At 40.6% G+C, this 25560-nt stretch carries 22 protein-coding genes, 1 tRNA gene and 1 pseudogene; 12 read left to right on the top strand and 12 right to left on the bottom strand.

Annotated elements, in window-relative coordinates:
* Positions 1-52 precede the first annotated feature (52 nt).
* Together FTU06_RS11000 and hemE are read right to left on the bottom strand one after the other, a co-directional pair.
* Positions 53-847, bottom strand: a complete 795-nt coding sequence (locus FTU06_RS11000) for a DUF817 domain-containing protein (protein WP_180146749.1) — start codon at positions 845-847, stop codon at positions 53-55.
* A gap of 40 nt (positions 848-887) precedes the next feature.
* The gene (hemE, locus tag FTU06_RS10995) at positions 888-1958 is read right to left on the bottom strand and encodes a uroporphyrinogen decarboxylase (protein ID WP_180146591.1); all 1071 of its coding nucleotides are present in this window, start codon (positions 1956-1958) and stop codon (positions 888-890) included.
* A 205-nt stretch (positions 1959-2163) separates the two neighbouring features.
* Between hemE and FTU06_RS10990 the strand changes: the two genes are divergently transcribed.
* Positions 2164-3384 (top strand): L,D-transpeptidase, encoded by a 1221-nt coding sequence (locus tag FTU06_RS10990; RefSeq protein WP_180048626.1) that lies wholly within the window; start codon positions 2164-2166, stop codon positions 3382-3384.
* A 192-nt stretch (positions 3385-3576) separates the two neighbouring features.
* Positions 3577-4272, top strand: a complete 696-nt coding sequence (locus FTU06_RS10985) for a pirin-like bicupin family protein (RefSeq protein ID WP_168379153.1) — start codon at positions 3577-3579, stop codon at positions 4270-4272.
* 30 nt (positions 4273-4302) lie between these two features.
* Here the strand turns inward: FTU06_RS10985 and FTU06_RS10980 are convergent, their stop codons facing one another.
* The 6 genes and pseudogenes from FTU06_RS10980 to FTU06_RS10955 all read right to left on the bottom strand — a co-directional run bounded on the left by FTU06_RS10980 (position 4303) and on the right by FTU06_RS10955 (position 12208).
* On the bottom strand, positions 4303-4440 hold the full coding sequence (locus tag FTU06_RS10980; RefSeq protein ID WP_180040818.1) for a hypothetical protein: 138 nt from the start codon (positions 4438-4440) through the stop codon (positions 4303-4305).
* 536 nt (positions 4441-4976) lie between these two features.
* Positions 4977-5378, bottom strand: a pseudogene (locus FTU06_RS16880) (guanosine-3',5'-bis(diphosphate) 3'-pyrophosphohydrolase); the annotation flags it as partial.
* 159 nt (positions 5379-5537) lie between these two features.
* A complete protein-coding gene (locus FTU06_RS10970) occupies positions 5538-6227 on the bottom strand; it encodes a GntR family transcriptional regulator (protein WP_180146588.1) in 690 nt (229 codons plus the stop codon).
* Between the two features lie 2 nt (positions 6228-6229).
* On the bottom strand, positions 6230-9829 hold the full coding sequence (gene uca / locus FTU06_RS10965; protein ID WP_180146585.1) for an urea carboxylase: 3600 nt from the start codon (positions 9827-9829) through the stop codon (positions 6230-6232).
* Between the two features lie 20 nt (positions 9830-9849).
* Positions 9850-11664, bottom strand: coding sequence for an allophanate hydrolase (gene atzF, locus FTU06_RS10960; RefSeq protein ID WP_180146582.1), 1815 nt, complete (start codon positions 11662-11664; stop codon positions 9850-9852).
* A gap of 468 nt (positions 11665-12132) precedes the next feature.
* Positions 12133-12208: transfer RNA gene (locus FTU06_RS10955), tRNA-Arg, on the bottom strand.
* Positions 12209-12396: 188 nt separating this feature from the next.
* Between FTU06_RS10955 and FTU06_RS10950 the strand changes: the two genes are divergently transcribed.
* From FTU06_RS10950 to FTU06_RS10920, 7 genes are all read left to right on the top strand, one after another.
* The gene (locus tag FTU06_RS10950; RefSeq protein ID WP_111883996.1) at positions 12397-13332 is read left to right on the top strand and encodes an ABC transporter ATP-binding protein; all 936 of its coding nucleotides are present in this window, start codon (positions 12397-12399) and stop codon (positions 13330-13332) included.
* Positions 13329-14102, top strand: coding sequence for an ABC transporter permease (locus FTU06_RS10945; protein ID WP_180076837.1), 774 nt, complete (start codon positions 13329-13331; stop codon positions 14100-14102). Before FTU06_RS10950 ends, FTU06_RS10945 begins: the two co-directional genes overlap by 4 nt.
* Complete coding sequence (queF, locus tag FTU06_RS10940; RefSeq protein ID WP_180146579.1) at positions 14102-14920, top strand: NADPH-dependent 7-cyano-7-deazaguanine reductase QueF; 819 nt, start codon at positions 14102-14104, stop codon at positions 14918-14920. Before FTU06_RS10945 ends, queF begins: the two co-directional genes overlap by 1 nt.
* A 17-nt stretch (positions 14921-14937) precedes the next feature.
* On the top strand, positions 14938-15588 hold the full coding sequence (locus FTU06_RS10935) for a hypothetical protein (protein ID WP_180146576.1): 651 nt from the start codon (positions 14938-14940) through the stop codon (positions 15586-15588).
* Positions 15589-16373: 785 nt separating this feature from the next.
* Positions 16374-17375, top strand: coding sequence for a lytic murein transglycosylase B (gene mltB, locus FTU06_RS10930; RefSeq protein ID WP_078191987.1), 1002 nt, complete (start codon positions 16374-16376; stop codon positions 17373-17375).
* Between the two features lie 286 nt (positions 17376-17661).
* A complete protein-coding gene (locus FTU06_RS10925) occupies positions 17662-18276 on the top strand; it encodes a septal ring lytic transglycosylase RlpA family protein (RefSeq protein ID WP_180007647.1) in 615 nt (204 codons plus the stop codon).
* A gap of 152 nt (positions 18277-18428) precedes the next feature.
* Positions 18429-18884, top strand: coding sequence for a DUF962 domain-containing protein (locus tag FTU06_RS10920; RefSeq protein WP_180083968.1), 456 nt, complete (start codon positions 18429-18431; stop codon positions 18882-18884).
* A 253-nt stretch (positions 18885-19137) separates the two neighbouring features.
* On the opposite strand, the gene FTU06_RS10915 is transcribed toward FTU06_RS10920, so the two are convergent.
* The 3 genes from FTU06_RS10915 to rpsB all read right to left on the bottom strand — a co-directional run bounded on the left by FTU06_RS10915 (position 19138) and on the right by rpsB (position 21585).
* On the bottom strand, positions 19138-19647 hold the full coding sequence (locus tag FTU06_RS10915; RefSeq protein WP_180083966.1) for a DUF3465 domain-containing protein: 510 nt from the start codon (positions 19645-19647) through the stop codon (positions 19138-19140).
* 174 nt (positions 19648-19821) lie between these two features.
* The gene (gene tsf / locus FTU06_RS10910) at positions 19822-20697 is read right to left on the bottom strand and encodes a translation elongation factor Ts (protein WP_078190313.1); all 876 of its coding nucleotides are present in this window, start codon (positions 20695-20697) and stop codon (positions 19822-19824) included.
* Positions 20698-20838: 141 nt separating this feature from the next.
* Positions 20839-21585 carry a 30S ribosomal protein S2 gene (rpsB, locus tag FTU06_RS10905; protein ID WP_078190314.1) on the bottom strand — a complete coding sequence of 249 codons (747 nt, stop codon included), beginning with the start codon at positions 21583-21585 and terminating at the stop codon, positions 20839-20841.
* A 207-nt stretch (positions 21586-21792) separates the two neighbouring features.
* Between rpsB and map the strand changes: the two genes are divergently transcribed.
* The 3 genes from map (at position 21793) to FTU06_RS10890 (ending at position 24880) form a co-directional block, all read left to right on the top strand.
* Entirely contained in the window at positions 21793-22620 is an 828-nt protein-coding gene (map, locus tag FTU06_RS10900) for a type I methionyl aminopeptidase (RefSeq protein WP_180003232.1), read from the top strand.
* A 270-nt stretch (positions 22621-22890) separates the two neighbouring features.
* Complete coding sequence (locus FTU06_RS10895) at positions 22891-24117, top strand: pyridoxal phosphate-dependent aminotransferase (RefSeq protein WP_111883988.1); 1227 nt, start codon at positions 22891-22893, stop codon at positions 24115-24117.
* Positions 24118-24445: 328 nt separating this feature from the next.
* A complete protein-coding gene (locus tag FTU06_RS10890; protein WP_180146573.1) occupies positions 24446-24880 on the top strand; it encodes a PaaI family thioesterase in 435 nt (144 codons plus the stop codon).
* A gap of 50 nt (positions 24881-24930) precedes the next feature.
* Here FTU06_RS10890 and FTU06_RS10885 read toward each other — a convergent pair whose 3' ends face one another.
* Positions 24931-25389, bottom strand: a complete 459-nt coding sequence (locus FTU06_RS10885; protein WP_180007643.1) for a hypothetical protein — start codon at positions 25387-25389, stop codon at positions 24931-24933.
* Positions 25390-25560 lie beyond the last annotated feature (171 nt).

The raw sequence follows: 25560 nt of genomic DNA, 5'->3' as shown, positions 1-25560 counted from the left end.
AAGGCAAAACATTTTCATCTAAAACTTTTGGCTAAAAATAATACGTTCTTTTTCACGATTTTTTGAGCAACCAAGTACCATTTTCATCACATTTTCCAAGGATTTTGAGCACTAAAACCAGACTGAGTAATAGCAACAAATACCAAGAACCGAGTTTCCCCCAACCGACCATATGCCATGCATCGACCTGACTTGGATATAACCAAATTTGATAGAAGGTACTGATATTTTCTGCGATCCAAATCAAGAATGCCAAAATCAACAGTACTGGTAACATGGGCAACTGAATCACATGATTTTGTAATTGAAAACTGAGCTTGGTTTTCCAAAAGATCACCACACTCCAAGCAAACAAAAACATACGAATATCTGGCACAAAAAATTTGGTCATAAAATTAAGATATGACAAAACGGCTAAGCACAGCATATTGCCAAAACGCGGTAAGTTACTGAACGACACCTGATATAGACGTAGCGAACGTGCAAAGAAACTTCCTACTGCCGAATACATGAAACCTGCAAACAATGGTACGGTCAGTAGTTTAAAAATCGCAGGCTGCGGATATTGCCATGAGGCAATGTGTGGATGGGTCAGAAATATTTCCATCCCCATAGCCAGCAGATGAAACAGTGCTATGACTTTGGCTTCCGCCCAAGACTCGAGTTTTAAGCAGAGTAAACACACTTGAATGATCAGTGCATAAAACAATAAATAGTCATAACGGAAAAAGCCAAAATATTCCTGACTTCCCATTGCTGCTGTTAATGCAAAAGCGATCAGCAGTAATATCCCAAATAAGGCAGCCGAAGCTGCCTTATAAGAGAACTCAAAACATGATTTTATCATCTTGACCACGGTTGAATCCTAAACCTCTTTCCTTGAAGCCTTATAAATACTTGGCACTATATTCGTGTACCGTATCAATAAAGGCTTTTGGATTGGCTGGATCTACCCACTGAGTAATACCATGACCTAAGTTCGCCACATAACCGGTTTTTTCACCGTTGGCATATGCGTCATCTAACATGGCACGCGTCGCTTTCGCAATCGCTTCAGGCGAACCATATAATGTTGCTGGATCTAAGTTGCCTTGCAATGCTGCACGGCCTGCAACTGTTTGACGCGCCTCATTTAATGGCGTAGTCCAATCTAAACCAAAGGCATCTGCACCCGTTGCAATCATTGGCTCTAACCATTGACCACCACCTTTGGTAAACAAAATCACAGGAACTTTGCGTCCATCTTTTTCACGCTGTAAACCTGCCACGATTTTTTGCATGTAGTTTAGTGAAAATTCAATGTATTCACGGTGTGCTAATGCCCCACCCCAACTATCAAAGATTTGTACAGCTTGGGCACCTGCATCAATCTGCGCATTGAGATATTCAGTCACTGCCACAGCTAAACGGTCTAATAAGGCATGCAGCACTTCAGGTTGTGCATACATCATTTGTTTCGTAAAACGGAAATCTTTGCTTGAACCGCCTTCCACCATATAGGTTGCCAGTGTCCAAGGACTGCCTGAGAAGCCAATCAATGGGACTTGTCCGCCCAAGGCTGAACGAATCGTAGTCACTGCATTCATGACATAATCTAAGTCAGATTTGGCATTAAACTTAGGTAAATTCAGTACATCTTGTTCGGTACGCACAGTTTTATGAAACTTCGGACCTTCACCAGCTTCAAAATACAGTCCCAAACCCAACGCATCAGGTACAGTCAAAATGTCAGAAAATAAAATGGCTGCGTCTAAGTCATAACGACGCAAAGGTTGTAAAGTAACTTCACAAGCAAATTCTGTATTTTTACAAAGGGATAGGAAATCACCCGCTTGTGCACGTGTTTCACGATACTCTGGTAAATAACGGCCAGCCTGACGCATCATCCAAACCGGAGTTGCATCTACCGGTTCACGTAATAAGGCACGCAAGAAACGATCATTTTTTAAGGTCGTCATTCACTTTCCCAACTTAATTCGATATTGGCATCATCATATCAAAAAGGTTGTAAATATAATAACTTCTCAAGCATTTAAAAACCGATCATGTTGAGTGCCAAAAATGATATTTACACAAAACAACTACTGCATCTCCACTTTTTTTCTGTAATACTTAGCCAGTTTTTAATACACAGTAAATGAATAATTCTTAAGGTTGAATTACATGTTCGTTCGCACCATGCTCGCACTGAGCCTAAGTTGCATATTTGCTGGTACAGCTATTGCCGCATCTACTGCTGAACAACCATTAACGCCAAAAAAAGTGACTAATGTTGCAGTTCAGGATCCCATTGATCCGTTAGCGACTGAAGCTTCATCTGCAACTAGCCAGATTAGCGCTCAAGAACAAGAAGATCTGAACCAAGCATCGCAAACTTTAGACAGCCTGCAACAATCAGAAGATGTTAAAGCCGACATCGGTGCAGCCCCTGCTACATCGACTGCTACAACTCCAACATCAACTTCGCCTGCTGCCAAAGTTGCTTGGGGTTTAAATGACCTAAATAATGCTCAGTGGTATGACAATATCGGTAAAGGTCAGTTCCCTGTTTATGCACGTGCGCATGTCATGCTCAATAATGCACATGCTTCACCAGGTGCAATTGATGGTACTAGTGGTAAAAATACCTTAAAGGCGATCGCTTCATTCCAACAAATGAATAGCTTGAAACCTACAGGGACTTTAACCAAAGAAACTTGGGATGCGCTGATTGCGAAACAAGGTTCTAAACCTGCATTTATTGAATATACGTTGACTGACGCAGACTTGAAAGGTCCATATGCAGCATCGATTCCACACGACTATGCATTACAAGCAAAAATGAAAGGCTTGTACTACACACGTGTGACTGAAATGTTGGGTGAAAAATTCCACATGGATGAAGACTTTTTGAAAAAGTTGAATCCAAAAGCGACATTTAAAAAAGCTGGTGAAAAAATCTTAGTAGCGAATATTCGTAACGAAGTTCCTGAAGATATTCACCTGATCGTTGCACATAAAGGCGCGAAGCAACTTTACTTGTTTAATAGCCGCAACCAAATGATCGGTTCATTCCCTGCAACGATTGGTAGTTCAGATACTCCATCGCCTACAGGTACATATAAAGTCACAGGTGTTGCACCAAACCCTTGGTACAGCTACTCACCATCTAACTTTGTTCAAGGCAACAACAAAAAACCATTGTCTTTACCACCTGGTCCAAATGGCCCTGTTGGTAATATCTGGATTGGTTTGAGCAAAAAATCATTTGGTATTCACGGTACACCTAACCCATCTGCTATCTCTAAAACTGCGTCACACGGTTGTATTCGTTTGACCAACTGGGATGCAAATGACTTAGGTAAGAAAGTGAAATCTGGTGTGACTGTTAAATTCTTAGAATAATTTTAGTCACATTTAAAAAAGCCTGCATCGTGCAGGCTTTTTTTATAGCTGTGCATTCATGCATAACAAAAGACTCAATCATGAATGATCGTTGCAAAAATAGGATGAATTGTCGCTAAAAAACTATATATCCCGATTTAGTTCAATCTTAAAATAGACACATGTTCAATAATTAAGATAAGGATGAATGCCATGAATGCTTTTTTACATCCAAGTGAAAACCGCGGTCACGTAAAAATGGGCTGGCTTGAGTCTAAACACAGCTTTTCTTTTGGTAACTGGTATGACCCGAAATACATGGGCGTTAGTGCGCTTCGTGTAATTAATGATGACTTAATTGCAGCCCATGAAGGTTTTGGTCAACACCCACATGACAACATGGAAATTTTAACGTGTGTGTTAAAAGGCACCATTACGCATAAAGACAGCATGGGCAACCATGGTGGCATTTCTGCGGGTGAATGGCAGCTCATGAGCGCAGGTACAGGTGTGCGCCATAGCGAAATGAACCAAGGTGATGAAGATGTGCATTTACTACAAATTTGGATCGTTCCAAATGAACGTGATGCTGAACCGACCTATCAACAAATTAAATGTGATCCACGTGATCAACCCAATCAATGGCATTTAATTGTCGGTCCAAATGACAATGCAGCTATGCATATTCGTCAGCAGGCGGAAGTTAAATCTGCATTTTTGACGAAAGGTCAATCTTTAGACATCCATGCAACGCAGCATATCAATTATATCCATGTTATTTCAGGTTCAGTGCAAATTGCTGAACATAAAGTTGAAGCTGGTGGTGCAATTGCGTTCTTAGAAGATAGCCAAATTGAAGCGCTTGAAGATGCTCAAGTGATTTGGTTTGATTTACCCGAAGTAAAATAACGAAAAAGCCCTCAAATGTGGGGGCTTTTTTTATGCAGCTTGGCTAAGGCGTTCACTGCGTTTATATAACCACATCAACACTAAAGACGGAATAATAAATCCAGCAGCCACCATGATGCCATGTAGGATTGAGGCATAAGGTTCAGCAAGCATGGCCACATGTTTCATTGGAGATGTCAATGGATGGAATCACTTTAAACATCTCGAAATCAAGCATTTTGAGATGTTTTTAAATGACGCTCAGTAGCTCAACATTTAGATAAAATTCATCAATCAAAGGTGTTTTTATTCTATTGCTGATGCAATCTATCTAATCAGCCTTCAGCTTCCACGCGATAAAAATGATTTTGCATAAACACGTTAAACATAGAGAAAAATAATTGCCGATCTTGTTCAGTTTGAAAGATACCCCCGAAATAGTCTCGATCTATGGTTAAAATTAAATTTAAGAATGTTGCCTGCTTGGGAACCACTCCCTTTCTTTGGCAATATGCAAAATATGCGCTGACATCTTCAAATAAAATCCACCACTCCTGTGGACTTCCAATCTGAACGCCACCTAATGAATGCTCTAGATCAAACATCGCATTGAGCAGATACTGAAAATTTTGCTGTGAACTTTGAAATTGAAATCTCGGATAATCTGTTGTTAGATTTAAATCGATCAGATGTAAATGGACGCTCCGAGCACGCTCTAATCTACGTTTAACTTTGACATATTGTTGATACCGACGTCGATCTTTTGCTGTGACCGAAGTTAAGCGCGATAAATCCATATTGTCATACAAATCACTGAGTTTTACTTCACAAGCAATTGCATTTTTAGCGGTACGCTGCGCAGCTTGAAATCGGTTCTCACCTGCTGCTTTTGTCAGTGCCTGTATCGCATCAATAATATGCGTTTGAAAACCCATAGCGCGAAGCTCATCCGTCGTTGTCTCTGTATCTTCTAAAATGTCATGTAATACAGCGACGATTTTAGCATCGGGATGTTGCACATTTTGCATCACACGAAGTGGATGCTGAATATAGGCTTGTCCCGCTTTATCGACTTGTCCGAAATGGCGTTCAGTCGCCAAAGAAATCGCGTTTTCTAAAGTTGAAATAAAGAATCTCCCCTTCGTGGTCTTTTTTATTTTTCTCCATCATATTAACCAATGAATACATCTATTTATAGCTCTAAGCACGCCCCTAACGACACAGATTGACTCGTAAAATACATATCTACCGTGGCTTATCGTGAGGTAGATCTTTTGAAAATACTTCTATGCCATTCGTGCCAACATTTCCAAAGTAATTTTTTTCACCTCTTTTTTACTTTGCTGAATATGGCTGCGCATTTTCTCCAATGCCGCTATCACATTATGTCCAAGGATCAATTGTAAAATCTGTTGATGCTCTGCATAAGTGGCTTCAATTCGATAATCTTTAGAAAAGTCTAAACGGCGAATAATACGGATTTTCTCACTGACATCTCGATGCACCTTCGCCATTTCACTATTACCGATTGCCTCAACCAATTGGCAGTGAAATGCTTCATCTTGCATCGATAAAGTCTTTAAATCATGCAGATACTGCTCAGGCGGAATACACCACACATTTACTAAGTCTTGTAAAGCCTGTTTAAGCTGAGTTGATTCCATTTTGCAAAGTTGCTCAATGGCATAGCACTCCAGCAAAATCCTTAAATCATACAGTTCTTCATAAGCTTTAAAGTTCAGCGGCTTCACCTCCCAACCGCTACGAAAATGTACTCTTACATAGCCATCTTGCTGTAAACGATATAAAGCCTGCCGTACGGGTGTACGGCTGACTTCATACAATTCGGCAATTACAGATTCGGTAAAACGTGCACCTGGTTTGAGCTGAAAATCAAAAATATCGTTTTTTATTTTTTGGAAAACCAGCTCAGACAAGTTGTCTGAGCTTTTCCCAACAATGGTGGTTGTGGTCATGTTTATTCCATATAAACCAGCGGTTCACCGCTATGTACCGTTTGTCCTGCACGGCAGATAATCGCTTTCACTATGCCGTCATCATCGGCATAGACTGGAAGCTCCATTTTCATCGCTTCAATAATGGCTACAGTATCGCCTTTCTTCACAGACTGTCCAGCTTCGACAAAAATTTTCCAAATGTTGCCGGTCATCGACGCATTTAAGGCTGCAAACTGGCTATAGTCGGTATCATCTTGCAGGATTTCCATTTCCGCAGGTGCATCGAACTCATCTTTCCAGCGTTCAACTTCAGTTGTAAATGCCTGCTGCTGCTGCGCTTTAAACTCGGCAATACTGTCCTTCTCTGTTTCCAAAAAGGCTTGATAAGCTGCAAAATCAAATTCAGTTTCTTCAATTTTGATTTCAGCCACACCATTGGCAAAGTCGGCACGGAATTGATCGAGTTCAGCTTCGGTTACTTCGTAATATTTAATTTGATCAAAGAAGCGTAAGAACCATTGCTGATCACCAAACTGCTTGTTCTTTTTAAACTTATTCCAAATGGGCAAGGTACGGCCTATCAATTGATAACCGCCCGGTGAGTCCATGCCATAGATACACATGTACATACCGCCAATACCGACTGTACCTTCGGCAGTAAAGGTACGTGCAGGGTTATATTTCGAGCTGAGCAAACGATGACGCGGATCAATTGGAACGGCACAAGGTGCGGTTAAATACACATCGCCTAAACCTAAAATCAGGTAATTGGCATCAAAAATGATGTCTTTGACTTGCTCAGGGCTGTCTAAGCCATTAATGCGCTGAATGAAATCGACGTTATTTGGCAACCACGGCGCTTTGGAACAGACACTTTCTTGATAACGTTCTACAGCACCTAAAGTTGCCGAATCCTCAAATGCCATCGGCAAGTGAATAATACGGGATGGAATTTTGATTTGGCTCAAATCCCCCATCTCATTTTCCAGACCCAATAAGAACTGGATTAAATTCGCTTGGCTGAAACGCAATCCATCATATTTAATTTGCAGTGAACGTACACCCGGAGAAAGCTCTAAAATGCCCTCAATGTTCGCTTCACGAATGAGCTGCATCAGTCGATAAACACGTAAGCGTAATGCAAGGTCGAGGACATTTTCGCCATATTCCAGCAAGATGTAACTGTCACCCGCCTGACGATACACCGCTTTTGGCGCATGGGAATCTGCTTCACGCACAGCCAATATCCCTTCAGGCTTGCATTCAAAATTTGCCGCCTCTGAATTTTCAGGCGCTTGAGCAAAATTTTGAATATCGGCAATTTGCTGAACTTCCAAGGCATTGGCTTGTTCCACACTCATTGGATAGAAACTGATGCTGTCATCTGCCTTCAGTTGACCAATCTTCCAAAGTTCCGCTTTGGCAATGGTCACTGGGCAAACAAAGCCACCAAGGCTTGGGCCATCTTTCGCCAAAATCACTGGAAAATCACCAGTGAAGTTAATCGCCCCAATGGCATATTCACAGTCATGCACATTGGATGGATGCAAACCTGCTTCACCGCCATTTTCACGCGCCCAGCTTGGTGTCGGGCCTGTTAGGCGAATACCTAAACGGTTTGAGTTAAAGTGTACATTCCATGTTGAAGCAAAGAATTCTTCAATATATTCAGGTTTAAAGAAATCTGGTGCGCCATGCGGGCCATAGAGCACACCAATTTTCCATTCTTTGCCATAGCTTGGAATACGCTCTGCTGCCAAAGCTTGCGGTACTGCTGTTGCAATTTCCAATCCATCTAAAGGCAGGCTTGGATTGACCATCTTAATCATGTCACCTGCACGCAGTACTCGCCCTGCATGACCACCAAAATTACCCAATGCAAAGGTCGAACGGCTGCCTAGATATTCAGGTACATTTAATCCGTTGCGGATCGCAAGATAAGTACGGCAACCCGATTCAACTTGTCCGAGTGCCAAAGTTTGCCCGGCTTTAATACTGATCGGCTGCCAAAAATCGACATTCACCCCATCTAGAGTCGCGCTACATGGCGCACCTGCTAAGGCTACGATGCTATCGGCATGAAATTTAAGACTTGGTCCTTGTAAGGTAAACTCAAAGCCTGCTGCCGATTTTGGATTACCCACAACTTGATTGGCCAATTGAAATGCATAATCATCCATCGGGCCTGATGGCGGTACACCAATATCCCAATAGCCCACACGCCCCGGATAGTCTTGAATCGTACTTTGCGTGCCCGGTTGCAGCACTTCAATTACATTTGGCACGTATTTAAAATCATCCAACAGACGCGTCCAGATTTGCATATTTTCAAAGCGTGCATCTGATACTACGGTATGCGCATAATCTAAGTTGGTGCTGATGCCATTCAGGCGAGTTTCAGCCAAGGCTGTTTTTAGCTTGGCAATCGCACTGTCTCGGTCTGTCGCATGCACAATAATTTTGGCAATCATCGGGTCAAAATATTGTGAAATTTCAGTCCCTGTAGATACCCACGTATCCACGCGAATATCTTCAGGGAAATACACATCAGTGAGTACACCCGGACTTGGCTGGAAGTTTTTCACTGGGTCTTCCGCATAAATGCGCACTTCAATGGCAGCGCCATTGGGCTGAATATTGCTAAGTTTTTCCCAGTCCAAAGCATCACCTGCCGCCACTTTCAGCATGCATTCAATCAGATCTAAACCCGTCACCATTTCAGTTACAGGATGTTCAACCTGTAAACGGGTATTCACTTCAAGGAAATACACTTCATCACGGGCAGCATCATAGATAAACTCAACCGTGCCTGCGCTGCGGTATTTCACCAATTGACCGAGCTCTACGGCAGCACGATGCAATTTTTGACGGGTCGCTTCAGGCAAATGTGGTGCCGGCGTTTCCTCCACGACTTTTTGGTTACGGCGCTGCAATGAACAATCACGCTCACCAAAAGCAACGACTTGACCTAAACCATCACCAAAAATTTGTACTTCTACGTGGCGGGCTTTATCGACAAAACGTTCGAGAAACACCCCTGCATCTTTAAAGAACTGTTCGCCTAGACGCTTTACACTTTCATACGCATCTTTTAATGATTGTTCATCATCACAGCGGGTTAAACCAATCCCGCCACCACCCGCGGTGCTTTTCAGCATGATGGGATAGCCAATCTCTGCCGCAGATGCGAGTGCTTCATCTAAACTTGCCAATAAACCTGTACCCGGTGTCATGGGCACATTGGCTGCCGCAGCCAATTCACGTGCACGATGCTTCAAACCAAATTCTAAAATTTGTTCAGCCGTTGGCCCCATAAAGGCAATGTTATTTTCTTCACATGCACGGGCAAAGTCGGCACTCTCAGACAAAAAGCCATAACCGGGAAATATTGCTTCAGCGCCGGTTTGTTTGGCTACTTGAATCAATTTTTCAATACTTAAATAAGTCTCTGCAGGCTTAACACCTTCAAGCGACACCGCCACATCTGCATCTAACACATGCTGTGCATAACGGTCTGTCTCTGAATACACGGCAACTGACTGAACACCGAGTTTCTTTAATGTACGAATTGCACGAACAGCAATTTCACCACGGTTTGCAATTAAAACTGTTTTAAACATGATTATTTCCCCGAATTTTTTTAATTTGATTTTGCTGTTGTTGCTTGCAGTGATTGGATATAGGCGCACCAGCCGCCAAATTCACTGATATTTTTTGCACCGTTTAGGCCATAAGGTTCACAAATAAAGCCTTTCACCCAACGTCCATCGGCAAGCTCGATATTGCCCATACCCAGTGGTGTTGGAATTTCGGCGACAAATTCACCAAAGCGTGCTTTTGGAATATCCCAAAGCTCGACAATAATTTTTTGACCCGCTTCCTGACGCGCTAAACCTGGTTTCGGAGGTACTGTGCCCGGCAGTGCATAGAGGGCGTAATCGGCAGAAGTGGTTGTGGTTTCAACATGCACGGCTTGGCGTGTTGTCAGTTGGAAATTGAGTGGCATACCTGTGAGATGTGCGCCTACGACTGCAACTCGAAAATGTTGTGCGGATGGTGCAGACATGACTGAATTTGCTTCAGGCAATGTTTTCGCTACTGCACCGAGTGGTAATTTCAAATGCTTTTGCCATTTTTCTGCAAAGTCTGCTAGAGCCGTATCGTGCCAAGCCGGTGCAATGAATGTGATTCCAAAAGGCAGCCCGTCGGCACGAAAGCCTGTAGGTACAGCGATGGCACTGAGGTCAGCTAAATTAGTAAAGTTGGTATAGGTGCCAAAGTGGCTATTATTTTCAATTGGCGCTTCTGCCATTTCAGCCAGTGTGTGAATGGTTGGCGAACTTGGCACCACTAAAGCATCAAATTGCGCTAAGGTTTGCTGAATTTGGCGTGCCAAATCTTGCTTTAAATATTCGGCGTTATAAGCATCCACCGCAGTGTACTGCTGCCCTTTTTGAATAATTTCTAAAACTGTTGGATCAAAGTCATCTGCATGGCTGTCTAAAATTTCAGCTACGGCTGCCGTACGCTCTGCTACCCATGACCCTTGATACAGTTGTGCAGCCAATTTTGCAAAAGGACTGAAATCAATTTCAGTTAGTACTGCACCTAAGTTTTTTAATTCAGTTAGTGCTTGCTGAAATGCATCAGCAGATTGAGCATCGCCAAAAAATTCTAACTGTTTTGGAATGGCTAACTTTAATTGTGCGCTGAACTTTGCAGGCGCTGTTGCTGGGTTCACACGTGAATAGCTGTCGGTTACATCAAAACCTTCCATAACTTCTGCCACTGCAGTTGCATCAGCGACGGTTAAGGCAAAAATTGAAATACAATCTAAGCTCTTACAGGCAGGCAATAAGCCTGTATTTGAAAAGCGACCTTTGGTTGGCTTTAAACCGACAATATTATTAAAAGCTGCGGGGATTCGTCCTGAACCTGCGGTATCTGTACCGAGTGCAATCGGCACTAAACCACGCGCCACCACACTGCCTGAACCAGAGCTTGAACCACCGCTTACATAGTCAGGATTAACAGTATTCGGCACGGCACCAAATGGCGAACGCGTACCGACTAAACCAGTAGCGAATTGATCTAAATTGGTTTTACCTACAATGATGGCACCTGCTTGTTTTAAGCGCTGCACCACATAGGCATCATCAGTTTTAATGTCCGTAAATAATTTAAACGCAGCCGTCGATGCAAAGCCCACCACATCAATATTATCTTTCACTGCAATAGGCACACCAAATAAAGGTAAGGCCGTAGCATTTTCAATTTGTTTTAAAGCTTTAATCTGAGAAGTTAATTGCTCTATAGATGCAATGGAAATCCATGCTGGGTCTACGCGATCAAATTGCTCGACCAAGGCATATAAGTCTTCAAGTTGAATTGTGTTATTCGTGTAGGCCGCTTTCCATTCCGCTAAGGTCCAGCCTAAAGTTTTTATTGAGTTCATTGATGTGCTCATTCTTGTATCCAAGTTTGAATACTGTGTTGCACACATCATGCCAACTCTAATTATTATTTATTTTTCAATATCTTAATATATTTTATCAATCATTTGCCTATTTTATTTAGCCAGTACAAAAGGATAAATGTTCTATTAAGTTTCCAAGCTCCACTATTTTGGTGCATGACTTTTATAATCGTGTTTTCAATAGATTCTTTTCATTTAGATGCAGATATAAATACAGTGAACTTTCTATTTTCACTCTTTATAAGCTTTCAATTTAGATGTTTTGTATGACTTTGAACTTAGAATAAAAAGAACTGAGAAATATTTTGAATTTTATATATAGAAAAAGATACATCAATGATGGCTAAAGCAATATTGGGCTTTGAGATTGATCGGGTTGAATAGAAAAGTAGTAATAATAAAAGCTATTGATTCGCAAAATTTAGTTCAACAATCAAAACTAAAAAATGGTGCGCTCAGCGGGACTCGAACCCACGCCACAGGCTTCGGAGACCTGTACTCTATCCAGTTGAGCTATGAGCGCTTATTTTGGATTGCGCACATCATAACAAAAAAAACTGTAAGGTAAAGCAACTATATAGATGTTAGGTATTTTTCTGCTTAAGCTTTATACAACGTTCTATTTTTAAAATGCAGAATTCCATACGATTTACTTGGTTTATTTGCCCCGATATCGCACAATACTCACACTATTTATAGAGTGAATTATTTATGACTGATGCACTAACGTTAAAGCAGCTGTCAAAAACCTATAAAAATGGGTTTCAGGCGCTTAAAGGTATTGATTTAACAGTACCCGAAGGTGAATTTTATGCACTTTTAGGTCCCAATGGTGCAGGAAAATCTACCACGATTAGTATTATCAGTTCACTAACCCGTAAAACTTCAGGTACTGTCGAAATTTTTGGGCACAATTTAGATACCCATCCCTCGCATGCAAAGCAGTGTTTGGGCGTTGTCCCTCAAGAATTTAACTTTGGTCAATTTGAAAAAACATTTGATATTTTGGTGACTCAAGCTGGTTATTACGGTATTTCTAAAAAGATAGCAGAGAAACGTGCAGAGGAATATTTAGAAAAGCTTGGTCTTTGGGAAAAACGCAGTACCCAAGCACGTATGTTATCGGGCGGTATGAAACGCCGTTTAATGATCGCTCGTGCCATGATGCATGAACCTAAACTGCTGATTTTAGATGAGCCGACTGCTGGTGTTGATATTGAACTACGCCGTTCGATGTGGGATTTCCTCACAGAAATGAACGAAAAAGGTACGTCTATTATTTTAACGACACACTATTTAGAAGAAGCAGAAATGTTGTGCCGTCGAATCGCAATTATTGACCGTGGTGTGATTAAAGAAGACACCAGCATGAAAGGTTTTCTCAGTCAGTTAAATGAAGAAACCTTTATTTTCGATTTAGCCGAACCCATTGAACCGATCCATATTGAAATTATTGGTGTTCGTTTCAACTTAGTTGACCCCGTCACTTTAGAGGTCACTATGGATAAAGCCCATACCTTAAATGATCTATTCCAACTCATGGAATCTCAAGGTATTCAGGTTCGTAGTATGCGTAATAAATCTAACCGACTAGAAGAACTGTTTGTCCGTATGGTAGAAAAAAATCTTGAAGGTGCAGCACAATGAATTTTAACCAACTGTGTATCGCCCTCTACACCTTAGTGTATAAAGAAATTCGCCGTTTCATGCGTATTTGGCCGCAAACTCTTCTCCCACCTGCGATCACCATGAGTTTGTACTTTGTGATTTTCGGTAATTTAGTCGGTTCACGCATTGGGCAAATGGGCGGTTTTAGCTATATGCAGTTCATCGTGCCCGGCTTAATTATGATGGCGGTCATCACCAACAGCTATGCCAATGTGTCATCAAGTTTCTTTAGTGCAAAATTTCAAAAAAGCATCGAAGAATTAATCATGAGTCCAGTGCCGTTACACTTGGTGCTTTGGGGTTATGTGATCGGTGGTGTTTGCCGTGGTGTTTTAGTCGGCTTTATTGTCACTGTGATGAGCCTATTTTTTACTGAATTACACCTGACCAATATCTTCGTAACTATATATACAGTTCTCATTACTTCGCTGCTGTTTTCTCTTGGCGGATTTATTAATGCTGTTTATGCAAAATCTTTTGACGACATTTCGATTATCCCGACTTTCGTCCTGACTCCGCTGACTTATTTAGGCGGTGTTTTCTATGCCATCTCATCACTGAGTCCTTTTTGGCAAAATCTCTCTTTAATCAACCCTGTCGTGTATATGGTAAATGCATTCCGCTACGGTATTTTGGGCCATAGCGATGTGAATGTCGGCATTTCACTGACAGTAATTACTGCATGTTGCGTTGTACTTTATGGCGTGGCGTATCATTTACTTTCTCGTGGTTCAGGAATGCGTGAATAATGAGTGTAGAACAATCCCTTTTAGGTAAAGACACCAACTACCCAACAGAATATCAACCCGATATTCTGTTTCCGATTGCACGTGCCACTGCACGTGAACAATATGCCCATGTGGAAGGCATCCGCCAAGGTACAGACTGGTGGCATGTTTTTGAAATTTCTTGGTTAAATGCTTCTGGTGTGCCTCAAGTCGCTATTGGCCGTTTAACTTTGCCTGCAAGTTCAGACAACCTCATCGAATCCAAATCTTTAAAGCTCTACTTTAATAGTATGAACTTTACCAAATTTGATTCTCAGGCAGCGTTTAAAGCAACCGTTGAAAAAGACTTATCAGCAGCAGCCAATGCCGCTGTGACTATTGATCTATTTCATGTCGATGATGTTGAAATTTCAAAACCACAAGGCATCTGTATTGATGACTTAGAACCCACTCAGTTAGAAAATCATCCAAATGCAGATTTACTCTCTTTAGATGAAGCTGCAGCGCAAGAAGAAGTTGAAATTCAACTTTATTCACATTTATTAAGAAGTAACTGCCCAGTCACGGGTCAACCTGATTGGGGAACGGTATTTATAAGGTATAAAGGTACTAAGCCTTGTTATCGTAGTATTCTGGCTTATATTATTTCTTACCGTCAGCATAATGGTTTCCACGAACAATGTGTGGAGCAAATGTTTGCCGATATTTGGCAACATTTAAAACCAAGTCAGCTGATGGTATATGCTGCCTATACACGCCGTGGTGGATTGGATATCAACCCTTGTCGTGTATCGGATTTAACATGGATGCCTCGCCCCATTCGATTGGCGCGACAATAAAAAAATTGAGGTTAGTGATGCCATTTTTTGGTTTTATTCCTTCTGAGGAACTTCTAAGCAGTATCCAAACTGGTCATGCGAAAAAAAATTCGAGTGAACCACTTTATCCTTTACGTGATAAAACAGCTTTGCTGATTAATGAAGAAATCATTGGTGCAACTATATTAGCTCCTGTTCATCTGTTTCCTGCAAGCGACAAGCGCGACACAGCAGAAAAACTGGCTGGCTATGTCAAATCAACAGTCGCTGTATTGTTAAAGCAGCTATTGGGTAAATCTCCGAATGATGTGGTGAAACAATCCATTGAATTTTCAGAACGAAGTTTATTTCAAGACGCGACTGGCACTTATCGTGTAGGTCTGAACTTAGATGCGGGATTGGTCACTAACCTTAAGAACAGTTATGCCGAAATTAAATCGGGTGTAGATATCAATAAAGCTGCTTTTGGTGAACTGTATAAACAGTTTGCTGAAGCTGCAGTGCGTCATTTTATGAATGACTTTAATAAAACACTCGATTTAGGCATGATTAAGCGTAAAGCAGCCGATATCGGTTCTTCTGCCGTGATTAAAGCTATTCATATTGCAATTGATAAGATTTTCCCAAATCTAACCAAAGAAGAGCTAGGTGCCCTTGCAGAAGCACATGATGCGATGTTTAACAAATAAATCGCATTACTCGTCAAAACCTAGCTTCCGCTAGGTTTTTTTATGGCTAAACGCATAAAATCGAATCCCGATACAATGACTATATATAGTCATGCAAACACAGTTCTAGAATTGAACAGATTTTTATTAAAAGACAGTGCATTTAATGTACTATTTTTAAAAATACACACAGAAAAGAAAGAACCTGATTACAGATCATATTTTAATGTTAGCTGTCATTTTGGCTTAAATTTCAATGCGTCCATTTTAATATTCAATCTCTTTCTTTTTTATCATTCAGTCTATATTTCTACTATATATAGCGACGTTTTCAACAGCATTGAAGGGCTGGCGAACAAAAACTATGTAATGAATAAACCACTGCTTGCATATGGGTGTTTTAGACCGGTACCTTTTTAATCCTGTCCCTTTATTTTTAGATATAACATTGCAACTTTTGTAGCTTCTAAACAGTATTTCGCAACGCGATAAAGTTTACTCGTTCTGCGTTTTTATGACGCATGAGTTTTAGAGTCATCTTTATTTCAAATGATTTGTGAATATTTGCAAGTTATGTAAATGAATATGTCACTTTTCAATATGTTAACTGCGAAAAAACCCTTTGCTTTGTCTTTTTTTGTATATCTATTTATGAAAGCATGCGCTGTCAGTGGTATCTTAGTTGCTATTGGTAACGTTTACCTTTAATGAGCTATGAAACCAGAAGGTCATCACAATTTTCAGGATCTTTTCCCCTCGAAATTTTGTTCATACTCATCGCTAAAGCAACTGGAAATTTTTTATTTATGCTAAATCGAAATTTTTATAAAAAACTATCACATATTGCCATTATGGCCGGTTCAATTTCACTGACCAGTTTTTGTCAGGCTAACGACTTCCAATCTCATCCTGCATATGCAAGCTTTAAACAAAATGCAATGCAAACCTATGGTCTGAGTGAAAATCAAATTGATTGGGCAATGCAAGGCAGTAAAAACCTACCCAACATTATTAGTATTATGAATAGACCTGGTGAATCAAAGCCTTGGTACCAATACAAAACCAATTTTTTAGCTGAAAGTACAATTCAACGCGGCGTTCGCTTCAAAAATCAATATGCCGACACTTTAAATCGTGCAGAACAACAATTTGGTGTGCCTCAATCCGTGATTTTAGGCATTTTGGGTGTTGAAACAGGCTACGGCAGCAATAAAGGTAATTTTATTACCCGTGATGCTTTGGCGACCCTTGGTTTTGGCTATGAACGTCGTGCGCAATATTTCCAAGATGAACTTGCTGCACTGATTGCTTGGTCATATAAAGATGGTGTTCCAACCAACTCTGTCGTCGGTTCATATGCAGGTGCTGTGGGTTATCCTCAATTTATGCCAAGTAACATTCCAAAATTTGGTGTGGACTACGATGGCAATGGTCATGTTGACCTACGTAATTCGGCTGTCGATGCCATTGGTTCAATTGCAAATTATCTAGCAAATTATGGTTGGCAGCGTAATCAACCGATTGCTTTTGCTGCTCGCTATAGCGGAAACAACCCAGATGCCATTATTGCAAAGGATTTAAACCAGCCAACACCCTATGGTGTACTCAAGGCTCAAGGTGTAACCCCTATGAATCCATTGGTAAAAATCGATGATCTCGATTTAGTCAATGTCATCCAATTGCAAGATAGTTATGGACCAATTTATTACATCACTTATCCAAATTTTCAGGTCATTACAACCTATAACAAAAGCCGTATGTATGCGACTGCACTATGGCTTTTAGGCACTGAAGTTACCAGTCGATAAGACTGGTTTTTTCTTATAGAGCAAAAAAGTCAACAAATATTTTCACCAAAATGAGCATTTATTCGACATTTTACACACCTTGTTACATTATTGATTATTTTTTAACCAAATATTGTTAATTTTTTAGACATTTTCAAAGTATTTTAATTAAACACTAGACAGCCTATTGATGGCATGAATATTATCCATCTCGTTAAATATAGTTGCAAAAGTGAAATATCAGACGTGTTTACATGGATATCAGCGACTTAGTTGAACCAGTAAATATGCCATTGGGAGATAAACAATGCAGTCATCAATTATTAAATATGCCTTAGCGCTTGCCACGGCAGTTGCGCTAAGTCAGTCACAAGCTGAGATGGTTCAGTCATCATCATTCAATCATGATAATGACAACTCGCGTCTTGCAGCTCGTGTATTGAATAAAGAAGCTCAAAGCTTCAATTCAAACTTTACGAATTTAAGTAGCCTTTCAATCACTGAGCGTTCTGGCGATAAAATTCGTCGTCAAACAATCGCTGCTAAAATCGAAATTCCTGAAGATGAGCCTTCAGTGATTGAAAAGTTAAATACTGTTGCATCGAATACTGTTCGTAAGTTCACTCAAACAGGTACTGCTTCTTGGTACGGTCGTCAATTCCACGGTCGTAAAACAGCAAGCGGTGAAACGTTTGACATGAACGCACTTACAGCAGCACATCGTAGCCTGCCACTTAATTGCTTTATCCGTGTTACGAATCGCAATAATGGTAAAAGCGTCGTGGTGAAAGTAAATGACCGTGGTCCATTCCATGGTAACCGTGTTCTTGATTTATCTTATGGTGCTGCTAAGCAATTGGGTATTACCAGTGCGGGTACTGCAAATGTGAGCATTGAGCGCGTAGACGGTCCAAATTCTTAATTCTCCAATGAAGTGACTGCATTTAACAGACCACGCCTAGCGTGGTTTTTTATTTGAAGCCTCTTAGCCTTTCAAATCATCAGTAATCCTGATTTTGACCCTTCCCGCATTCTTGTTTATATTGAAGTCCTTCCCCATGATTAAGGACTATCATGAAAACAATCAACGAATGGTTTGATGAATACAGCGAAAGTCATCAAAATAAAACCAATAAAATGATTCACTGGATTTGCGTACCCACGATTTATTTTTCAATCGTTGGCATATTGGCACATTTTAGCGCGCTACTTACTGCTGTCTTACTTGCCTTAGCATTTATCTTTTACGCACGTTTAGACATTGTGCTTGCTGTTGCAATGGCCGCGTTAACATTAATCATGGCATGGCTAATTTGGGTGTTACCAGTTGGATATGGCTTTTATATCGCGCTCTTTATATTCGCATGGATTGGTCAATTTTATGGCCATAAAATTGAAGGTAAAAAGCCCTCTTTTTTCAAAGATCTCCAATTCCTCCTCATTGGCCCTATTTGGTGTTTAGATACATTTGCAGGAAAAGTACTTAGTAATTGGAAAACACACCATAAATCGCAAATAAAGAGCATTTAGAGCACGATTAATTTCATGGATCTCTTTTTCAGTTATTCCAGATCGGTTTTCTTCATATTCGATGCTTAAAACCCTATTGTTTATAGGTGTATTTATCTCTGGTATTTCCAATCATTTTTTCTATTTATACGACCAAAAAGTCAGTGTTTAAACACTGGCTTTTACTCAATATGGTTAATCCAATTTTATGTTGATAGCTTCATCTGAATCATGATCATTTAAATGACTAAAGTTAAAAATGACTACGTGATTTTTATTGATAGGTTTTACCTTGATGCTTTAACCAACCATCCTGATGACGTCCATTCGGATCGTGATGTGTCCAGTGCATCACACCCCCCTGATCTGAATATTCATATTCACCGTAAAATTGAACTGTATCGCCTTTTTGCAAGTTATCAATTCGTGGGGCTAGATCGATATTATGCGCGACCAAAAGCGTTTGACCATTATTTAAGGTCAAAATGAACTTTTGATGGCGACTACCTTCATTATCATCTCGTAGTACCGCTTTGACTTGACCTGCACCCTCAACCTGAACATTACTGAGTTTATTTTTAAATGCATGCGCAATAACATCTTCAGCACTCTGCCCTTTTTGTTGAGCATCTACAGGTTGTACTGATTCTATTTGTGGCTGTGCGTTTTGTTCCGCTGTCGTCTGAACTGGTGCAGATTTTTGTTGTTGTAAATCGATTCCGAAATAAGCGGCTGTAAGCGCAACAATAATTCCGCCGATGGTTAAGTTTGTTTTGTTTGCCATAAGATAGTTTAAATCTAAATTTTCAACTCATTATAGTCATTAATATGGATAAAAATAGGATCTGTGAACAACAATGCACACAATTTAAAGTCAGAATAGCTTTGAAATCAGTAAAGCTACAGCCATAAAAAAAGCCCTCAAAAACGAGGGCTTTTTTCTACAAATAATCAGAGATTATTTTGCAGCAGCTTGAGCAGCAGCAACTTCTTCAGCGAAAGAAAGTTCAGCTTTTTTCTCAATACCTTCACCAACTTCGAAACGTACGAAGTTAGCAACAGTAGTACCAGTTGCTTTAAGAACTTCTGCAACTTTCTTATCGTTGTCGATAACGTACATTTGGTTCTCAAGAACAACTTCGTTCAAGTATTTCTGAACTGAACCAGTTACCATTTTTTCAACGATGTTTGCTGGTTTACCAGATTCAATTGCTTTCGCTTCAGCAATTTCTTTTTCTTTAGCGATAAGTTCAGCAGAAACGCCAGCTTCGTTTACAGCAACTGGGTTGAATGCAGCGATGTGCATAGCCAAACCTTTACCAGTTTCAGCATCACCAGCGTATGCAACTACAACACCGATTTTTAAACCGTGTTTGTAAACTGCAAGGTTGTCGCCTTCAACGATTTGAGCACGACGTACTTGGATGTTTTCACCGATTTTTTGAACAAGCGCGATACGAGCTTCTTCAACAGTAGCACCATCTTCAAGTTTCAATTCAGCAATTTGAGCAACGTCAGTTACACCAGCAGCAAGCGCAGCAGCAGCAACTTTAGCAGAGAAACCAGCAAAGTTTTCGTCTTTAGCAACGAAGTCAGTTTGACAGTTAACTTCTACAAGGATTGCTTTGTTGCCTTCTTGAGCGATAGTGATCGCGCCGTCAGCTGCAATGTTACCCGCTTTTTTAGCAGCTTTAGCTTGACCAGATTTACGAAGGTTGTCGATCGCTAATTCGATGTCACCGCCCGCTTCTGTTAATGCTTTTTTACATTCCATCATTGCAAGACCAGTACGATCGCGCAATTCTTTAACCATGCTTGCTGTAACTGCAGTCATGTTAATCTCCTAAATACGGTAGAAAATGAATTCTTTTTAGAACAGAAACGGCCCAGAGCTGTCTCTTGGGCCGTCTGCATACATGACGCTTACTTTGCCACCATCACGTGTCGCAAAAATGACAAGCTTACGTCAAACGCATTAAGCCTCAGAAGCAGGAGCTTCTTCGCCTTTAGCTTGTGCATTTGCTTGTGATTGAGCATATTCTTTACCAGCAAGAATCGCATCAGCCATAGCAGAAGCGTAAAGAGTAACTGCACGGATCGCATCGTCGTTACCAGGGATAACGTAGTCTACGTTGTCTGGGTTAGAGTTTGTATCAACGATACCGATAACAGGAATACCAAGGTTTTTAGCTTCTTTAATTGCAATTGCTTCGTGATCAACATCGATTACGAATAATGCGTCAGGTAAACCACCCATGTTTTTAACGCCGCCAAGAGCGCGTTCAAGTTTTTCCATCTCACGAGTACGTTCTAAAGCTTCACGTTTAGTAAGTTTAGCGAAAGTACCGTCAGTAGATTGAGTTTGAAGGTCTTTTAGACGGTTGATTGACTGGCGAAGAGTTTTCCAGTTAGTCAACATACCACCCAACCAGCGGTGATCAACATATGGTTGACCCGCACGTTGAGCTTGTTCACGGATGATTGCAGAAGCTGCACGTTTTGTACCAACGAACAAAACTTTGTTCTTTTTGCTAGCCAAGTTGTTAGCAAAGTTCAAAGCATCATTTAACGCAGGAACAGTGTGCTCAAGGTTGATGATGTGAATTTTGTTGCGCGCGCCGAAGATGTATTCGCGCATTTTTGGATTCCAAAAACGTGTTTGGTGACCGAAGTGTGCGCCTGCTTGAAGAAGGTCGCGCATGCTTACGTTGTAATCTGCCATTTTCTTTACCTTAAAGTTTGGGTTAGGCCTCCATATACCCGCATTCTCCACCTAAAAAGGCACCCAGAGAAATGTGTCGATATATGTGCGGATTTTATTGCCCCATCGCACAAAGCTCGTGAAAGATATTCACGAAAAAGCATTTGATAAAATGGGCGGCTATTTATACCATAGTCACATACAAATTTCCAAAAGTTTTTAGAGATCATGAACAGTACTTACGAAGCTCCACGTCGATTAATTAAAACGCCTGACGAAATTGAAAAAATGCGCGTCGCGGGTCGACTGGCGGCAGAAGTTTTGGATATGATCAAACCGCATATTGTTCCAGGTGTGACTACCCTCGAACTTGATACGATTTGTCATGACTATATTGTCAACAAACAAGAAGCTATTCCTGCATGTTTAGGTTATGGTGCTGCGCCGGGTCGTCCAGCGTTCCAGCACGTGATCTGTACTTCAGTGAACCATGTGGTGTGTCACGGTATTCCATCTGAAAGCAAAAAGTTAAAAAAAGGTGACATTTTAAACATCGATGTCACTGTGATTAAAGATGGTTACCACGGTGATACCAACATGATGTATATCGTCGGTGGTGAAACCACTATTTTAGCGAACCGTTTATGCAAAGTTGCCCAAGAAGCCATGTACCGTGGTATGGCGGTGGTAAAACCAGGCGCAACCATGGGTGATATCGGCCATGCTATTCAACAATATGTTGAGTCAGAACGTTTTGGCGTTGTACGTGAATATTGTGGTCATGGTATTGGTACCGTTTTCCATGACGAACCACAAGTTTTACACTACGGTCAACCCAATACAGGCATGATCTTAGAAGAAGGCATGACCTTTACCATCGAACCAATGGTGAACGGTGGTGACTGGAAAACCAAACTTCTTGGCGACAAATGGACTGTCGTTACTAAAGATCATAGCTTGTCTGCACAGTACGAACATACGCTACTTGTAACAAAAAATGGTGTAGAAGTGCTAACTGCTCGTCCTGAAGAAGATTTATCGCGTTTTGTTCAATAAGCAAAGTATTTGAAGCACAAAATTTTATTAAAAATGGTCACACATGTTGTGGCCTTTTTTAGGCCTTATTTTTGTCCGTGACTTTAAGAATTTGCCATAAAATTTGATTAAAAATTTAAGTAACTCAATGTAAATTTTCTCAATTATAGGGTTAGGATGGAATATCACACTTTTTTGCACATTGTTGATTTTGCCACTCCCCATTACTGTGCATTTAAGCTAAGATAGTGTGCTTTTTATTTTTTAATCCCTATAAGAAGGAATACTGCCGTGGACGTACGTCTGTCTGATCGTGTAAATAGCATCAAACCGTCCCCTACACTTGCTGTTACTAACAAAGCTGCTGAATTAAAAGCTGCTGGTAAAAACGTAATTGGTTTAGGCGCAGGTGAACCGGATTTCGATACCCCACAACACATCAAAGATGCTGCAATTGCTGCTATCAACAATGGCTTCACTAAATATACAGCTGTTGACGGTACTCCAGGTCTTAAAAAAGCAATTATTGCTAAATTAAAACGCGACAATAACCTTGATTACGCTGCAAACCAAATCTTGGTTTCTTGTGGTGGTAAACAATCTTTCTTTAACTTGGCACTTGCTTTGTTAAACAAAGGTGACGAAGTAATTATCCCTGCTCCTTACTGGGTAAGCTACCCAGACATGGTGATCATTGCTGAAGGTACTCCTGTAATCGTGAAATGTGGTGAAGACCAACGTTTCAAAATTACGCCTGCTCAATTAGAAGCTGCAATCACTGACAAAACTCGTTTAGTGGTTCTAAACAGCCCTTCTAACCCAACAGGTATGATCTACACTAAAGAAGAATTACTTGCTTTAGCTGACGTTCTACGTAAATACCCAGAAGTTTTAGTTGCTTCTGATGATATGTACGAACCAATCCGTTGGGACGACGAATTCTACAACATCGCAACAGTTGCACCAGACCTTTACGATCGCGTAATCGTTCTTAACGGTGTATCTAAAGCTTATGCAATGACTGGCTGGCGTATTGGCTACGCAGCGGGCCCTGCTAAACTTATTGGTGCGATGAAAAAAATCCAATCTCAATCAACTTCAAACCCAACTTCTATTTCACAAGTTGCTGCTGAAGCTGCATTGAATGGCCCTCAAGACGTTCTTGAGCCAATGATTGAAGCATTCAAACGCCGTCACGACCTAGTTGTGAAAGGCTTGAACGACATCAACGGTATTACTTGCCTTCCTGCTGATGGTGCATTCTATGCATACGCAAACATCCGTCCATTGATTCGTGCAAAAGGTTTAAAATCTTGCACAGAATTCTCTGCATGGTTATTGGAAGAAACTGGTGTTGCAGTAGTTCCTGGTGATGCGTTCGGTCTAGGTGGTTATATGCGTATTTCTTATGCAACTGCAGACGAAGTTCTTGTAGATGCGCTTGCACGTATCAAGAAAGCTGCTGATTCAATCGAAGGCGTAGACGCTGCGATTGCTTCAATTGCTGCTGAAAAATAATTTGATCTAAAGATCAAATCAAAAAAAAAACCCGCGAATATCGCGGGTTTTTTATACTCATCAAAAGAATAAATTAATACTCTTCACTTCAACACGCTTTTGATCAATTTTTTTCGCGGTTCAAACTAAATAACAAAGCTCATCCAGCCCATTTGACTTCCTTCAAATCGACTTAAATATTAAAAAACCAAACGATAAAACCTAAAACTAACCTTCATATTCAAATCCTTGGTTTGCATTCTTTTTACATTTTCAGCTATGTTATTTAAATAAGTTTCATTTTAGAACCCAGAACAACCACAAAACTAACCTATCCAGAGATCTACCAATGAACATCAAAGAAATGACTGGACTAGAAATTTTAAAGGCAATGATGCAAGGCCAAATTCCTCCAGCAAGTATTAGCGAAACTATTCCTATGCAGCCTTATGAAGTATCTGAGGGCAGTATTAGCTTTAAGGCTAAAGCAGATGCACGACACATAAATCCGCTAGGCAGCGTGCATGGTGGCTTTACTGCTACGGTACTCGACTCGGTGACAGGTTGTGCCATTCACACGCTATTAGAGGCAGGTGTAGGTTATGGCACCATCGACTTAAATATAAAAATGTGTCGCCCAATCCCAAAGAATGTTGAACTTACTGCTATAGGAACAGTCATTAATATCAGTAAAAATTTAGGGATTTCTGAAGGGAAAATTATTGATGACAATGGCAAACTTTATGCACATGCAACTGCAACCTGCATGATTATACGTCCTTAATATTTTATTTTTCTGCTCGCAATTCAATGCGAGCAGATGATGATTCAAACTTAAATTGCTGAATGTAAGGCGCGAATTAATTGGCCTTCGCTTAGATCAATGCGATTACTGCCCTTTTGAAAGCAGTAATATTTTAAAGCACTATCTAACTCAACACGAAGTTCTTGTTGTTCTGAAATAGACCATACTTTAGAACGATTTGAGCCTGATAACGCATTACCGGCCAATTGGTATAAATACAAATCTTGCTTGCGTTGCAAAGGCACACGACGGCCATCATCTTGATGTTCAAAACGTAAATGACATGGCGTGTTGATCAACCATTTTTCACTAAACCACAGTTGTAATAAATCACCCAATGCCAAGTCACGTCGACCCAAAGGCCAAACGTCAACGTACGCACCTTCGACAGGTGTTTGATATTGCTCTTGATTACTAATAATGGAAAGATAGTTTTCTTGGTAAAAAGAAAAATTTGAAAAAATCTGAGAAATAGTCAGCGTATTCATTCGCTTTCTCCTGTTTAGCCATTTTAGTGCTGGCAAGTTGGGTTTAAATCCACACTGTTTAAACATATGTTTAAACGCTCTGTTGTTGCATTCAGACTATCAATTGAATTTTTTCTTTGCAAGCCTAAGATTCATTTTTTCTAAAAAATCCTTCTTTTTGTTCAAATAAAA

The organism is Acinetobacter sp. YH12052, from assembly GCF_013419835.1.
Classification (GTDB): Bacteria; Pseudomonadota; Gammaproteobacteria; order Pseudomonadales; family Moraxellaceae; genus Acinetobacter; species Acinetobacter amyesii.
The sequence above is the reverse complement of the archived record's forward strand: the minus strand, read 5'-3'. Positions and strand labels throughout refer to the sequence as shown.